Source organism: Enterobacter sp. RIT418 (assembly GCF_003057745.1).
GTDB lineage: Bacteria > Pseudomonadota > Gammaproteobacteria > Enterobacterales > Enterobacteriaceae > Enterobacter.
This window is the reverse complement of the sequence record NZ_QBJD02000004.1, coordinates 62,161-76,990: the sequence shown is the minus strand read 5'-3', so window position 1 is coordinate 76,990 and position 14,830 is coordinate 62,161. Positions and strand designations below refer to the sequence as shown.

Annotated in this window: 12 protein-coding genes; all 12 read right to left on the bottom strand. The window is 58.3% G+C overall.

What is annotated here, in order from left to right; genetic code table 11:
• Window positions 1–72: 72 nt before the first annotated feature.
• The 12 genes from bamB to pbpC all read right to left on the bottom strand — a co-directional run bounded on the left by bamB (window position 73) and on the right by pbpC (window position 14,830).
• The gene (gene bamB / locus DBY73_RS05670; protein WP_112010226.1) at window positions 73–1,251 is read right to left on the bottom strand and encodes an outer membrane protein assembly factor BamB; all 1,179 of its coding nucleotides are present in this window, start codon (window positions 1,249–1,251) and stop codon (window positions 73–75) included.
• 10 nt (window positions 1,252–1,261) lie between these two features.
• Window positions 1,262–1,882, bottom strand: a complete 621-nt coding sequence (locus DBY73_RS05665; RefSeq protein WP_112010225.1) for a YfgM family protein — start codon at window positions 1,880–1,882, stop codon at window positions 1,262–1,264.
• A gap of 13 nt (window positions 1,883–1,895) precedes the next feature.
• Window positions 1,896–3,170 carry a histidine--tRNA ligase gene (gene hisS, locus DBY73_RS05660; RefSeq protein ID WP_112010224.1) on the bottom strand — a complete coding sequence of 425 codons (1,275 nt, stop codon included), beginning with the start codon at window positions 3,168–3,170 and terminating at the stop codon, window positions 1,896–1,898.
• 81 nt (window positions 3,171–3,251) lie between these two features.
• Window positions 3,252–4,370, bottom strand: coding sequence for a flavodoxin-dependent (E)-4-hydroxy-3-methylbut-2-enyl-diphosphate synthase (ispG, locus tag DBY73_RS05655; protein WP_020690022.1), 1,119 nt, complete (start codon window positions 4,368–4,370; stop codon window positions 3,252–3,254).
• A 26-nt stretch (window positions 4,371–4,396) separates the two neighbouring features.
• Entirely contained in the window at window positions 4,397–5,389 is a 993-nt protein-coding gene (rodZ, locus tag DBY73_RS05650; RefSeq protein WP_112010223.1) for a cytoskeleton protein RodZ, read from the bottom strand.
• 292 nt (window positions 5,390–5,681) lie between these two features.
• Window positions 5,682–6,848 carry a bifunctional tRNA (adenosine(37)-C2)-methyltransferase TrmG/ribosomal RNA large subunit methyltransferase RlmN gene (locus DBY73_RS05645; RefSeq protein ID WP_112010222.1) on the bottom strand — a complete coding sequence of 389 codons (1,167 nt, stop codon included), beginning with the start codon at window positions 6,846–6,848 and terminating at the stop codon, window positions 5,682–5,684.
• Window positions 6,849–7,121: 273 nt separating this feature from the next.
• On the bottom strand, window positions 7,122–7,553 hold the full coding sequence (ndk, locus tag DBY73_RS05640; protein ID WP_112010221.1) for a nucleoside-diphosphate kinase: 432 nt from the start codon (window positions 7,551–7,553) through the stop codon (window positions 7,122–7,124).
• A 133-nt stretch (window positions 7,554–7,686) separates the two neighbouring features.
• The gene (locus DBY73_RS05635; protein ID WP_258458384.1) at window positions 7,687–8,550 is read right to left on the bottom strand and encodes a 4Fe-4S dicluster domain-containing protein; all 864 of its coding nucleotides are present in this window, start codon (window positions 8,548–8,550) and stop codon (window positions 7,687–7,689) included.
• Window positions 8,547–9,350: a DmsC/YnfH family molybdoenzyme membrane anchor subunit gene (locus tag DBY73_RS05630; RefSeq protein ID WP_112010219.1), complete on the bottom strand. Its 804-nt coding sequence runs from the start codon at window positions 9,348–9,350 to the stop codon at window positions 8,547–8,549. Before DBY73_RS05630 ends, DBY73_RS05635 begins: the two co-directional genes overlap by 4 nt.
• Window positions 9,343–9,972: a DMSO/selenate family reductase complex B subunit gene (locus DBY73_RS05625; protein WP_112010218.1), complete on the bottom strand. Its 630-nt coding sequence runs from the start codon at window positions 9,970–9,972 to the stop codon at window positions 9,343–9,345. The genes DBY73_RS05630 and DBY73_RS05625 overlap by 8 nt, the downstream gene beginning before the upstream one ends.
• Window positions 9,969–12,347 (bottom strand): DMSO/selenate family reductase complex A subunit, encoded by a 2,379-nt coding sequence (locus DBY73_RS05620; protein ID WP_309300351.1) that lies wholly within the window; start codon window positions 12,345–12,347, stop codon window positions 9,969–9,971. The genes DBY73_RS05625 and DBY73_RS05620 overlap by 4 nt, the downstream gene beginning before the upstream one ends.
• Window positions 12,348–12,502: 155 nt before the next feature.
• Entirely contained in the window at window positions 12,503–14,830 is a 2,328-nt protein-coding gene (gene pbpC, locus DBY73_RS05615) for a peptidoglycan glycosyltransferase PbpC (protein WP_112010216.1), read from the bottom strand.

Genomic DNA, 14,830 nt, shown 5'->3' with positions numbered 1-14,830 from the left:
GGCGTTTTTCAAAAAGTCAAAACGGCCCCTGAGCGAACAGGAGCCGTTGAGTATACTACAACCGCTGTGTAATTAACGCGTGATCGCGTACAGCGTGCCGACTTTTGCCTGAATCAGCAGTTTACCGTCGGCAACCACCGGGTCCGTCAGGAAGCCGGAGCTATCGACTTTCTGCTGGGCGGTGAAGCGTCCGTTTTGCGGATCGATCCAGTGCATATAGCCTTCGCTATCGCCTACCACCAGGCTGCCGTTGTAAAGTGCCGGTGCGGTCAGCAGACGGTGCAGCAGATCGCTTTGGGTCCACAGCGTGACGCCGCCTTCGGTGCTCAGCGCCAGCAGACGGTCATTCTGATCGACCATATAGATGCGGTTGCCGTCTACGATGAAGTCGTTCACGGAGCCCAGTTCACGCTTCCACATAATCTGGCCGCTGCGCAGGTCCAGCGCGGTCAGGTTGCCGTTGTACGCCAGCGTGTAAACCACGCCATCAACGATAACCGGGGTGGTGTCAACGTCGCTCAGACGGTCAATTTCGGTTGAACCGGTTGCCTGAGAGATGCGCTGCTGCCAAATCATCTGGCCCTGCTGCATCAGAACCGCGCTCACGCGACCGTTGTCGCCGCCGACAATGGCAGCGCCAAACGCGGTGGCAGGCGCAGATTCACCGCGCAGAGACAGCGCTGGCATATCCAGGTTAACGGTCCATTTCACCAGGCCGTCGGCCTCGTTCAGCGCCTGCAGCTGGCCATTGCTGGTATGGATCAGCACCAGGCCGTCGCTCACAACAGGACGAGAAAGGGCTTCACCGGCAACGGCGGTTTGCCAGGCGATGGAACCATCGCTGGCGTTCAGGGCATACACCTGAGCCTTTTCACTTCCCACGTAAACATGGCCGCCAGCAACGGTCAGGCCGCCTGAAAGCAGTGCAGGTTTGCGGGAGAACCAGCCGTCTTTTTCAGCCAGATTCACGGACCAGACTTCTTTACCGTCATCGGCGTTAACGGCTTTCACCGTGCCTTTGCGGTCAGCCGCATAGACGACGCTGTCAGCGTACGCTGGATGCAGGTTGGAATAGAAATCGCCGATCCCATCACCTACGGATGAGCTCCAGGCGGTTGACGGAGTGAATTGGTTTTCAACCGTCGGCAGCGGGGACATTTTGACAACATCTTCTTCGCCACTGAACAGTGAACAGCCACTCAATAACGTAACGGAAAGCAGTCCTGGCAGAAGTAATTTACGCAATTGCATCGGGTCCCTCTCAGACGGACAAATTATTTATTTTCATCTGCATCATTTCGCTCAGCGCAGGGGAAGCTTTGCTTTCTACGCCAGCTTGCCACGCTTTACGCGCGCCCTCTTTATCGCCCTTGCTCAGCAGTGCTTCACCGCGCAGATCGGCAACGATGGCAGCAAAGCCCTCACCTTTAACGGTGTCGAGCGTTTTCAGCGCGTCATCAGCTTTCTTCTGCTGAACCTGGATACGCGCCAGGCGCAGGTTAATCACCGCTTTCAGATTTTCATCTTTAGCAGCAGCAAGCCCCTGAGACAGCTGGGCAGCCGCTTTATCCAGCTCGTTTTTATCTACGTACTGCTGGGCAACTTCCAGCGCAGCCAGCGCACCGTAGGTATTTTTGTTGTCAGCCGCAAATTTCTCTGCAGCAACCAGCGTTTGCGGCTGGTCAGCGCGAATTGCGGCGATCGTGTTTTCGTAGTTCAGGGACGAACCGCGAGCGGAGTCAGCCTGATGATTATTCCAGTAGCGCCAGCCCACCAGCGCACCAACGCCTAAAATGACACCGACTACCAGCGCTTTGCCGTTTTCAGCAAAGAAGCGTTTGATCGCGTCGACCTGGTCGTGTTCGTTTTCGTAAATTTCCACGCAGTCCTTCTCCTTAGCCCAATAAAGTGCGCAAGTGCGCCGCAACGCCGTCCTGCGTTACCGTTGTTTGCTCACCAGAGCGCAGATCTTTTACCACCACTTCCGCGTTCGCCACTTCGGACTCACCCAGAACCAGTGCAATCGATGCGCCCCACTTATCGGCACGAGCAAACTGTTTTTTAAAGTTGCCGCCGCCATGGTTGGTCATCAGCTTCACGCCCGGCAGCGCATCGCGCACGCGTTCGGCAAGCTGCATTGCCGCAGGTTGCGTATCCGCACCTGAGGCCACCAGGTATATATCGACAACGGAATCTGCTTTAAATTCCGTATTAACTGCCTGAACCAGCAAAACAAGTCGCTCAAGGCCCATCGCGAAGCCTACAGCAGGCGCGGCACGGCCACCCAGCTGCTCGACCAGACCGTCGTAACGACCGCCGGCACACACGGTACCCTGTGAGCCGAGGCTGGTGGTGACCCACTCAAAGACGGTGCGGTTGTAGTAGTCCAAACCGCGCACCAGACGCTGGTTGACGGTATAGGCAATGCCCGCCGCTTCAAGCAGTTTACACAGGCCTGCAAAGTGTTCGCGAGACTCTTCGTCCAGGTAATCACCCAGCGCAGGGGCGTCGTTCAGCAGCGCCTGCACGTCCGGATTTTTGGAATCCAGCACGCGCAGCGGGTTGCTGTACATACGACGCTTGCAGTCTTCGTCGAGCTTGTCTTTATGCTGTTCCAGGAACGCCACCAGCGCATCGCGGTAGTTAGCGCGCGCTTCGAGAGAACCAATAGAGTTCAGCTCCAGAGAAACGTGGTCAGCGATGCCGAGCGCTCGCCACCAGCGGGCGGTCAGCATAATCAGCTCGGCGTCAATGTCCGGGCCCTGCAGGCCAAAAACTTCCACACCCAGCTGGTTGAACTGGCGGTAACGCCCTTTCTGCGGACGCTCGTGGCGGAACATTGGGCCGATATACCACAGGCGTTGCTCCTGATTGTACAGAAGACCATGTTCGATGCCGGCGCGCACACAGCCCGCCGTCCCTTCAGGACGCAGGGTCAGGCTGTCGCCGTTGCGGTCCTCGAAGGTGTACATCTCTTTTTCAACCACGTCGGTCACTTCGCCGATCGCGCGCTTGAATAACGGGGTCTGCTCTACAATCGGCAAACGGATTTCGCTGTAACCGTAGCTGCCGAGCACCTGTTTTAAAGTGCCTTCAATGCGCTGCCAAATGGCGGTTTCGCCAGGCAGATAATCGTTCATGCCGCGGATGGCTTGAATGTTTTTTGCCACGTTTATTCTCTTTCTATATACAAAAAAGAACCCAAAGAATGGGTTCAATCATACATGGGAAGCTCGCGGCTTCCCAACACGTTATTTTTCAACCTGCTGAACGCTGATGCGCTGCGCTTCATCCATCATGCTGGCTTTGGCACGAATGCGGGCTTCGAGCTGGTCGATCATGTCACTATTATCCAGACGATCTTTACGAACGCCATCTTCATAGAGACCACTTTTCTTGTTACCGCCGGTTACGCCGAGAGTGGAGACCAGCGCCTCGCCCGGACCGTTCACCACGCAGCCGATAATAGAGACGTCCATCGGCGTGATGATGTCTTCCAGACGCTGCTCCAGCGCGTTCACGGTGCCGATCACGTCAAACTCCTGACGCGAGCAGGTTGGGCAGGCAATGAAGTTGATCCCGCGGGCGCGGATCCGCAGTGATTTCAAGATATCGAAACCGACTTTGATCTCCTCCACCGGATCGGCTGCAAGAGAGACGCGCAGCGTATCGCCGATCCCTTCAGAAAGGAGCAGACCCAACCCGATCGCCGATTTAACGGAACCGCTGCGCAGGCCGCCCGCTTCGGTGATCCCGAGGTGCAGCGGCTGCTCGATCTGTTTTGCCAGCAGGCGATAGGACTCCACCGCGAGGAACACGTCAGACGCTTTTACGCTGACTTTGAACTGATCGAAGTTGAGACGATCCAGATGATCGACGTGGCGCATGGCGGACTCAAGCAGCGCCTGCGGGGTTGGCTCGCCGTACTTTTCCTGCAGATCTTTTTCCAGGGAGCCGGCGTTAACGCCGATACGGATTGGAATATTCTTGTCACGGGCGCAATCCACCACCATGCGGATACGCTCTTCGTTACCGATGTTGCCCGGGTTGATGCGCAGGCAGTCGACGCCATATTCGGCAACCTTCAGCGCAATGCGGTAATCAAAGTGGATATCGGCAACCAGCGGAACGCTAACCTGCTGTTTGATCAGCTTGAACGCCTCGGCGGCATCCATCGTTGGCACGGAGACGCGAACAATGTCCGCGCCCACGCGTTCTAACGCTTTAATCTGATTGACCGTCGCTTCCACATCCGTCGTGCGCGTATTGGTCATCGACTGAACGGCGATAGGTGCACCATCGCCGATTGGCACATTCCCAACGTAAATCCTTTTCGATTTTCTACGTTGAATCGGAGCCTGGTTATGCATGAAAAATCTCCCGCGTTGCCCGTCTGTTACTGTGCTGCTGATTGTTCGGCATTAACGGTAAGACGTGCAACCTGGTTAGTTCTGATAAAGCGGCTCAGATCGACAGGTTTTCCTTGATACTGGATCTGTACCGCGGCCGGAGCGCCGATTTTAAGTTTATACGGTGCCTGACCGGTTAGGTTTAACGTGCCGTCTTTACGCTGCAGGCCGCTAAACAGCTTTTTACCCGTTGCGTCAGTCACTTCCAGCCAGCAGTCGGCACTGAAATTCATCACCAGCGCGTTGGGATCGGCTGCTGGCGTCGCAACGCCCGCCTGGTCGGTTGGCAGAGGTGCAGCCGCGTTATCTGCCGGTGCGGCAGTTGCCGGAGCAGCATCAACGTTAGCCTGAGAAGGCGCAACAACCGCGCTCTGATCCTGTGCTGCTGGCGCAGTATTCGCCGTTGCGGCTGGCGCATCGGTGGCCGGAGTATTAACCGCAGTCTGCGGTTCGCTTGAGGACGCCGCACCGTCGGTGTTCAGCGGCACGCTCTGCGCGCCGTCGTTACCGGACTGGTTCAGTTCGGCAGAAGACTGATCGGCCATCGTAGTGATCTCTTCCTGCTGCGCTTTGTGGTTTTGCCACCACCATGCGCCCGTCAGGCCGACCACTACAAACAGCACCAGCCAGGTAAAGCTCATCAGCCAGCCGTCACGTTTTTTGCGACGTTTACCCAGTGAGAAGCTCTGCATCGGCGCAACTTTCGCTGCACGGACCGGTGCCTGCTTCTCCATCATTGGCAGTAATTCTTCTTCGGGGATATGAACCAGTTTTGCGTAAGAGCGGATATAGCCGCGCAGGAACGTTGAAGCCAGATCGGCAGGTGCCTTATCTTCTTCAATATCGCGAACCGTGGAAACCTTCAGGCACAAGCGTTCTGCAACGGCTTGCTGGCTGAGTCCGAGTTGTTCACGGGCGTTGCGAAGACGAACGCCAGTGGAGAGTGCTTCATGTTGGTCGTGAGTGGCTTCAGTATTCATTCGCTACAACTACTGGTACGTGAAAAATAAGGGTTCAGGTGCCGGTGAGTCACAATGCCGCCCGCACCGCGAAACTTCTGGTCAGTTAACCATGAACAGACAGTATAAGACTGTCACGTCTGAGATGACAGTGCAGTCCTGCCCGTGAAGCTAAACTGTTGTTACGTCGTTACATACTGCCCGAAAGTCATATGAAACGCACCGTAATTATTAATCAATCAACATGAATATGACTGTTTATTCAGTCAGATTATGCGTTACGGCGCATAAAACGTGCCGCAACGCATCATTATCACACAGATTTCACCGCGATGGTTTCGCCCTGCATACGTTTACGCAGCGTGCGCTTGGTACGGTCGATAACGTCACCTGCCAGCTGACCACAGGCGGCATCGATATCATCACCGCGGGTTTTACGCACGATAGTGGTAAAACCATACTCCATCAGCACTTTGGAGAAACGATCGATACGGCTGTTTGAGCTACGCCCATACGGGGCGCCCGGGAACGGGTTCCACGGAATCAGGTTAATCTTGCACGGCGTATCTTTCAGCAGTTCCGCCAGCTGATGCGCATGCTCGGTACCGTCGTTGACGTGATCGAGCATCACGTATTCGATGGTCACGCGGCCCTGATTCGCATTGGATTTTTCCAGATAGCGGCGCACGGCGGCGAGGAAAGTTTCGATGTTGTACTTTTTGTTGATTGGCACAATTTCGTCACGAATTTCATCGTTCGGCGCGTGCAGGGAGATCGCCAGCGCCACGTCAATCATGTCGCCCAGCTTGTCCAGCGCAGGCACCACACCTGAGGTAGAGAGCGTTACGCGGCGCTTGGAGAGACCAAAACCGAAGTCATCGAGCATGATTTCCATCGCGGGCACTACGTTCGTCAGGTTCAGCAGCGGCTCGCCCATGCCCATCATCACCACGTTGGTAATAGGACGCGTACCGGTAATTTTTGCCGCACCGACGATTTTCGCTGCGCGCCACACCTGGCCGATGATTTCGGACACCCGCAGGTTGCGGTTAAAGCCCTGCTGCGCCGTAGAGCAGAATTTACACTCCAGCGCACAGCCAACCTGCGAAGAGACGCACAGCGTGGCGCGGTCATCTTCCGGGATATACACCGTTTCAACGCGCTGATCGCCTACGGCAATCGCCCATTTGATGGTGCCGTCGGAAGAGCGCTGCTCTTCGACCACTTCCGGCGCGCGGATTTCAGCCACTTCTTTGAGCTTGTTGCGCAGCACTTTGTTGATGTCCGTCATGTCATCAAAGTTGTCACTGCAATAGTGGTACATCCATTTCATAACCTGATCGGCACGAAACGGCTTTTCGCCCATCTCTTTAAAGAACTCGCGCATCTGCTGACGGTTCAGGTCCAACAGGTTGATTTTTCCATTTTTATTTGGAACCGCAGGAATGGCGACTTCGGAGGTATTCACTAGTTCAGACATAATATATTCCGGCCTCGTTGTTACACGTTATGGCCCGTGGAGGGTTGAAAAGAAACGCCCCGGAAAGCATCGGCTCATCCGGGGCGTTGCATTGTACAAAGTCTGACGCAGGGATGCCACGTTTGCACGCGGCATTTACGAAATTAATGCATTCCCAAGTAGTTCGCGTCACAGGAAGGCGGCAAGCTTACGAATCCCCAGGAGCACAGAAGGCTATGTGACTGGGGTGAGTAAGCGAAGCCAACGCACCTGTGGCGTGAAATACGATGAGAATTAGCGAGTGCGTGGGCACACTTCGCCTTCTGCGAAGAAGAACGCGATTTCGCGCTTAGCAGATTCAACAGAGTCGGAACCGTGGGTGCCATTCTCGGTGAAGCTGTCAGCGTAATCTGCACGCAGGGTCCCTGCCAGCGCGTTCTCCGGGTTGGTTGCACCCAGCAGATCGCGGTGACGCTGTACCGCGTTTTCACCTTCCAGCACGGAAACGACGATCGGGCCTGAGGTCATGAACTCAACCAGACCATCAAAGAATGGGCGGCCGTCGTGCTCAGCGTAGAAACCGCGAGCCTGTTCAACGGTCAGGTGCAGCATTTTGGTGCCAACGATCTTAAACCCTGCTGATTCAAAGCGAGAGAAGATGCTGCCAATAACGTTTTTTGCCACCGCGTTTGGTTTGATGATGGAAAAAGTACGTTCAATAGCCATGATAACCTCTGTCAATGTTCTGTTGTTTTGCATACCGAAGTATGGTGTGGCGCGGATTATAATGAGCTATAGCGCCGTTGCCTATGGATTCGGGTAACATTTTTTTAAAATGAGACGAAGATTAGCAACAGACTTAGCGACGCATACCGTGGTGATGGGGTTTACAGAGGTAGCAGCGCGCTTCTTCACGGCTGAACGTCCAGAACGAACGGCTGCATTCTTTACAGGTGGATGCATGTGCTTTCATCACGCGCCGCTGCGCCTCGCCTTTATAAGGTGCGAGCTTAACCGCCTGATGATGACACACGCTTTCGCATCCGCCGCATCCGGTGCAGCGCCCCGGCTCGATCGCTAACCTCCCCTCCTCAAAGCTCAGGGCGCCCTCGGTGCAGCTTCGCCAGCAGGCACCGCACAGGACGCATTTTCCAGGATCAATATCGGGATCGTATTCGCTGAAATGTATAAAGGCCTGCCTGAGCTGCCGCATACCCGGCAGGACGGCGCACGCGTTCACCTCTTCTCGAGGGACGTGCATCAGCGTTCGACGAGTCACGCTGATCTCCTTCTGCTGCACGGGCCTGAAGGTCCAGACGGGTTCACCGTACTCGCGCAGGGCAAGATTAAGCCCCGCCAGCGCCACCATCCATGCCGTAAACCGTTCGGCGTCCAGGCTGATTGAGCGAACCCCGCGCTGAACGTGCCAGAGCAGAAGCTCATTAACCGTCGGCGCTATCGGGCTAAAAGGCCCCACCAGCGCGTCGTCATGCAGATAACGTTTTTGTGGACTGATGCCCGAAATGGCGTCCGTGGGGCAGACAAAAAGACAGTCCCCGCATTCAATGCAAAGAGAAGCATCAACGGAAATTTTTCCGTCAGTCATGGAAAATGCCCGCGCGGGGCATACGTCCGCGCAGGCATGGCAGGAGGCGCTGCGAAAGCGGCGACGGACGCAGTTTTGCGTCACGTCCACCGCTTGAGCGAACAGAATCTCCATCAGCCAATACTGAAGAAGACAAAGCGCAGCAGCACTTCGCCGAACACCAGCAGCGCGGAGCCCACCAGCAGCAGGCCGCGCGTCTGCTTCAGCGCGCCAGCGGCGAAGCCCAGCATCCCAACGGCGGAGACGCACCAGCCCAGAAGGTGCACGCCGCGCAGCTGCTCAAGCGCGTGAAGCGGGTCATGAGGGAAGGTCACAACGGTGTGGTCCAGCGCCGCGATATCCGCCAGCCAGACCGGCTGCATCAGCAGGCGAATCAGCACCAGCAGGGTAACGACGATCGCCGCCACGCGCAGGGCGCTGCGCGTTTGCGCCCCGAGCGCCACCACGGCGGAGCCGAGAATGCCCACCGAGCCGATGAACAGAACCAGCGTGTTCACGTGCTGCCAGGTCATGACCGATGCATGCATGTAAATCTGCGCCATGCAGAACACGTCAACCAGGCCAACGATGCCCGCCAGCGCCAGCAGCGCTTTTCCGCCAGGTTTATTGAAGAACAGCAGGAGCACCGCAAGGCCGAGCGCCGCCAGATAAAGGCTGGCAAACACGATCTCGCGGCTGAGCCAGGAGCTGGCAACGTGGCGCAGCGCGTTAAGGGCGTTCAGCGGATAGCCCATATGCAGGGCAGACGCGAGAAGCCCGAGGCTCGCCAGCACGAACGCGCCAGCGGCCGCAATGGCAATGCTGCGACCAGAGGCCTGCGCCCCCATCACCGGCTTGCAGCCAAACCCGAGCCAGAGCGTAACGCCCACGGAACCCTGCAGGAAAAGCGTAAAGATCAGCAGCGGTAGCTCATGCATGACGTTTGCCCTCTTTCTCCGCGCCCTGATGGGCCTTAATCACCAGATTAGGTTTCGTAATGGACGAATCAGGCAGCCCTTTTACGTCGCACAGCGAACCATATTTGGCGCGCAGTTCGTCAATCGGGCCAAACTTGATGGCCTCCAGCGGACAGGTCGCCACGCAAACGGGCTGCTCGCCCTTCGCCTGCAGATCGACGCAGAAGTCGCATTTTGACATTTGACCGGTCTCCTCGTTGAGCTGCGGCGCGCCGTAAGGACAGGACCACGCGCAGTAGCCGCAGCCGACGCATTTGTCGGTGTCGACGCGCACGATGCCGTCACCCGGACGCTTGTGCATCGCGGTCGTCGGGCAGTTTTTGGTGCAAATTGGGTCCGCACAGTGGTTGCAGGAGATAGAGAGCGTGTAGGCAAAAACGTTGTTGCTCACGCCGCCCTGCCCGGTTGGGATGAAATTCCCGCCGTTGACCTCATACACGCGGCGAAAACGACGCCCCACCTCAAGGTTGTTTTTATCTTTGCATGCCACCTGGCACGCCTTGCAGCCGGAGCAGCGTGAGGAGTCGATGAAGAACCCCAGCTGTTTGTCGCTCACCGGCGGATACTCTTTAAACTGACTCATGCTTTTGCTACCTCCACCAGCATGGTTTGATGGGAATTCCCTTTCGCCAGCGCGGTAATGCGCGCCGAGCTAAGCACGTTTGCGCAGCCGCCTTTATCGACGCCGCGTTCGTCGGGCTGCCACCAGGCACCCGCCTGCATCGCCACAACGCCCGGAATAATGCGCGGCGTCACTTCCGCCGGAACTTCGCAAATACCGCGCTGGTTATGGATACGGACGGTATCTCCTTGCGCAATGCCGCGGCGCTGCGCGTCCTGCGGGTTGATCCACAGCTTTTGCTGCTGCGCTTCAATCAGCCAAGGGTTGGCGTACTGCGTTGAGTTGGCGCGGTTTTTCCCTTTCCAGGTAATCAGCTGCAGCGGGAAGGATTTCGCCAGCGCATCTTCCGGGCCTTCATGAGCGGGAACATAGTGCGACAGCGCCGGGATCTCCGGATGGTGCATGTCGTACAAACGCTTCGAAAAGATCTCAATTTTTCCAGACGGCGTTGGGAAAGGATGGTTTTCCGGATCGCGCACGTTTTCTTCAAAGGCGACGTAAGGCGCGCTCTTGAACAGGTGCTGGCGGGTCTTTTGCAGCGTCGCAAAGTCCGGCAGGTTTTCATCCGGCATCGCCAGGCGCGTCTGCTCCCAGATGTGTTCGATCCACGCTTTTTCATCGCGACCTTCGCTAAACGCCTGCTCGACGCCGAGCTTCGCGGCCACCTCGCGCAGCCAGTCGTAGTCCGAGCGGCGCTCAAACTCCGGCTCGATCAGCTTTTCGGAGAGGATCAGATAGCTTGCCGTACCCCAGGTTTCGCCGATGTTCCAGCGCTCCATAAAGCTCGTTTCCGGCAGCAGGAGATCGGCGTATTTCGCGCTTGGGGTCATAAACAGATCGCTTGCCACGATGAACTGGATTTTGGATTCATCCTCCAGCACGCGCGTGGCCTGGTGCAGGTCCGGGTTCTGGTTCGCAAGGTAGTTACCGGCAAGAGAGAAGAGAATGCGAATATTGCTGTCCAGCTTATCCGCGTTCTTCAGCCCATCTTCCGGCGTCACCTGAGAAGCATCATCCGCCGCCTGCACCCAGTTCATTACCGAGATCTTGGCCTGTACCGGGTTGTCCGGCATTTCCGGTCCGGCGGCAAATTTACGGTTACCGCAGCCGCCGTAGCCAGCCGCCCAGCCGCCCTTCACGCCCACGTTGCCCGTCAGCGTCGCCAGGATTGTTGAGCCGCGCGCGGTGCGTTCGCCGCAGTTATGACGCTGCGGGCCCCAGCCCTGGATCAGCGCCGCGGGTTTGGTGTTGGCGTAGTCGCGCGCCAGCTGGCGGATCGTCTGTGCGGGCACGTGGGTGATCTTCTCCGCCCATTCCGGCGTTTTCGCCTGGCCGTCTTTTGCGCCGGTCAGGTAGGCCATCAGCGATTCGTTCGCCGGCACGCCTTCAGGCATTGACGCCTCGTCAAAGCCGATCGCGTGGCGCGACAGGAAGTCGCGGTCGTGCAGATTCTCCGTCACGATGGTATACATCATGGCGTCCATCAGCGCGTTATCCGTGGTCGGCAGCAGCGGGATCCACTGGTCGGCAAGCGACGACACGGTATCGGAATAGCGCGGATCGACAACGATGAAGCGGGTGCCGTTTTGCTTCATTTTCTGGAAGTAGTAGTTGGAGTGGCCAAAAATGGTTTCCGTCGGGTTATGCCCCCACAGGATCACCAGCTTTGTATCCAGCAGCGTGTCCAGCGAGCTGCCGCTGGCGGCGGTACCGTAGGTATACGGCGTCGCCGCCGCGGTGTTGCCCATGCTCACCGAATGGTAGCTTTCCAGATAGCCGCCGGTCAGATTCAGCAGGCGACGGACCATTTTATCCCCGGAGAAGGTGCCGCCTGACACCGCCGTCCCCACGTGAACATAGCGCGACGCGGCGCCATATTTTTCGGTGATCGTTTTTACGTTATTGGCAATCAGCGTGGTCGCTTCATCCCACGAAATACGCTCAAATTTCCCTTCACCGCGCTTGCCCACGCGCTTCATAGGGTATTTCAGGCGGTCGGGATGGTAGACGAATTTGCGGTATGCACGGCCTCGAACGCAGGCGCGCATAATCGGCATGTCAGGATCGAGTGCGTCATCGGGGCGCGTGGAGATGCGGGTGACAACCCCGTCGCTGACGTGCGCGCGAATATCGCATTTGCCGCCGCAGTCGAAGGTGCTGCAGGTCTGAACGACCTTTTCCGGGGAGACACTGTCCGCGGCATCAGCGGCCTGCGCCTGAACTTTTCCTGCCGAGGTGATAAAGGGGAGCGCAACCAGCGCCGAGCTGGCCTGGATGAAATTGCGCCGGGACACCGAAGGTAATAACCCCTCTCCCTGGTCTGTTATTTTTTTCATCATTGGGTCCTTAAAATAAAAGCGCATTCTCGCGGTTTTAGGGGACCCTACTTTTGATGAGTATCAAGATAATCCGTTGGGATTAGCCTAATTGTAAGTTAATGATAATTATTCAATTTTTAAGTGCGTAAGGATTTAACACATTTAAACAATTCCTAACGAATCAGCGAAAAATTTACCGCCGCAACCTGCCCTGAGCCATCCATTACAACCAGCTGATAGTCGCCCGGCTTGCTTAATCCAAGCGACAAATAGCTGCTACTTCCCGAAAGCGGCTCGCCGTTTAAAAACCACCAGCGTTCCCCTTCTCCGCCGCTGGCCGTCACCGATAGCGTCATGGCCTCCTGACCCGGCAGGCGGCGGATGACCGCGCCCTCCCTGACGCCGGACAGCATCAGCGGCGCGGCATTATGATTGTCCAGCGGCGGGCAGACGGTGGACGCCGCGGGCAGGCGCGCTGCCCTTCTTTCCGACGGCGGCAGCCACGGCTCAAGCGGAAGCGGCCAGACGTCCAGCACCTTCTCTGTCGCATCCGGGCAGTCCGCAGCCACCCGCTTTCCGCTTTTATCCAGCCAGACTGGGAATCGGATCCCGCGAATGCCCTCCTGCTCCGGCAGCAGCAGCGTAGGCGGCTCGCTCCCGTCCAGCAGCCAGGTCGAGAGACGGCGTCGACAGTTTTCACTGCCTTCCGGCAGCGACTGGCCGCCCGGCCAGCAGATTGTGCCCCGCCCGACGCTGGCGGGACGCGGATCGCGCGGGAGGCGCGCCTCGTCGATCGTCGAACGCGCCTGCAGCAGATTATTAACCTGATTTAACAGCGGAATAGCGCTGGCGTAGCCGAACTGCCCGGCAACGGGCGTACCGTCGGGCCGCCCGGTCCAGATGCCAATCACGTAGCGGGCGTTGAGCCCGATGGCCCAGGCGTCGCGGTAGCCGTAGCTGGTGCCCGTTTTCCACGCCAGCGGCGCAACCTGGGGCAGCGCGCTGTCCGGCAGCGGCTGCGCCTCGTTGGCGAGAATGCGGCGAATAATCCACGCCGCGCCCGGCGACAGCAGCGGCCGCTCGACCAGCGGATCGCCGGGCTGCAGGCGCAATCGTCCCGCCCTGCCGTGGCGGGCAAACGCGCTGTACGCGGCGGCGATGTCCGCGAGCCGGGCGCCCGCGCCGCCGAGGATCAGGGATAAATTCGGCTGCGCCCCGGCGGGCAACATAAGCGGTAGCCCCGCGTTGCTCAGCATGCCCGCAAAGCGTTTCGGCCCGTAGGCTTCCAGCACCTGAACGGCTGGCAGATTGAGCGATCGCACCAGCGCCTCGCTCATGCTTACCGGGCCGTGAAACCCGCTGTCGAAGTTGCCGGGACGATAATCACCGGTTTTTCGCGGCACGTCCTGCAGCAGCGACGCCGGATGGATCAGCCCCTCGTCCAGCGCCATGCCGTAAACGAAAGGCTTAAGCACCGATCCGGGGGATCGGATCGCGTTGACCATATCGACGTGGCTAAAGCGGCTATCGTCGTTAATGTCCACCGATCCCACCCAGCCGCGCACCTTCATGTCGGTATGATCGATGACGATCATGGCCAGCGAGCTGCGGGCCGGCAGGCGGGTTTTCCAGTTCATCGCCAGCTCTTCAAGCTGCCGCTGCAGGGCGGCGTCGAGGGTGGTGATAATTTTCGTCTCGCGGCTTTTGCCGAGCATCATCCGTGAAAAGAGCGGCGCGAGCTGCGGCATCTGACGCGGGGCGAGCCAAACCGGCTCCTCGCGGGATTCCTTGACCTGCTTTGCGGACCAGACGCCCTGGGTCACCATCCTCTCAAGCACCTTATTGCGCGCGGCTTCTGCGCGCTCCGGCCAGCGGTCCGGCCGCAGGCGGCTGGGAGCCTGCGGCAGAACCGCAAGCAGCGCCGCTTCAGAATAGCTCAGCTGCGACGGCGGTTTGCCGAGATAGGTCCAGCTTGCGGCCCCGACGCCCTGCAGCGTGCCGCCGAAGGGGGCGCGGTTGAGATAGAGCGTAAGGATATCGCGCTTGGAAAGGTGCCACTCCAGCTGCAGCGCCCGCCACAGCTGGCGGATTTTTCCGCCGAAGGTGCGCGGGTGCGGGTCCAGAAGGCGCGCCACCTGCATGGTGAGCGTGCTGCCCCCGGAGACGACTTTGCCGGAGGTCACGTCCTGCCAGGCCGCGCGCAGTACGGAGAACGGGTTGACGCCGGGATGCTCCCAAAACCAGCGGTCCTCATACTGGATCAGGGCGTCGAGATAGCGGGGAGAAACGTCTTCCAGGGTGACCGGATAGCGCCAGATGCCTTCGCCGTCGGCAAAGCGCCAGAGCGGGGTTCCGTTCTCATCCACGACGACCCTTGCGGGGTTGACCTCTTTCAGCGGCAGCGGCCACAGGCGGTCGGCCGCAAGGATCAGCCCCCATAAAACGAGAAGCGCTCCCGCCAGCCAAAGCCAGCGGGAGCGTAAGAGACGCGCAATCTGCAT

Excerpts from the sequence above, each read along its gene's own strand:
- bamB (WP_112010226.1), bottom strand. The coding sequence starts at position 1,251 with ATGCAATTGCGTAAATTACTTCTGCCAGGACTGCTTTCCGTTACGTTA.
- ispG (WP_020690022.1), bottom strand. The coding sequence starts at position 4,370 with ATGCATAACCAGGCTCCGATTCAACGTAGAAAATCGAAAAGGATTTAC.
- rodZ (WP_112010223.1), bottom strand. The coding sequence starts at position 5,389 with ATGAATACTGAAGCCACTCACGACCAACATGAAGCACTCTCCACTGGC.
- DBY73_RS05645 (WP_112010222.1), bottom strand. The coding sequence starts at position 6,848 with ATGTCTGAACTAGTGAATACCTCCGAAGTCGCCATTCCTGCGGTTCCA.
- ndk (WP_112010221.1), bottom strand. The coding sequence starts at position 7,553 with ATGGCTATTGAACGTACTTTTTCCATCATCAAACCAAACGCGGTGGCA.
- DBY73_RS05630 (WP_112010219.1), bottom strand. The coding sequence starts at position 9,350 with ATGCATGAGCTACCGCTGCTGATCTTTACGCTTTTCCTGCAGGGTTCC.
- DBY73_RS05625 (WP_112010218.1), bottom strand. The coding sequence starts at position 9,972 with ATGAGTCAGTTTAAAGAGTATCCGCCGGTGAGCGACAAACAGCTGGGG.
- DBY73_RS05620 (WP_309300351.1), bottom strand. The coding sequence starts at position 12,347 with ATGAAAAAAATAACAGACCAGGGAGAGGGGTTATTACCTTCGGTGTCC.
- pbpC (WP_112010216.1), bottom strand. The coding sequence starts at position 14,830 with ATGCAGATTGCGCGTCTCTTACGCTCCCGCTGGCTTTGGCTGGCGGGA.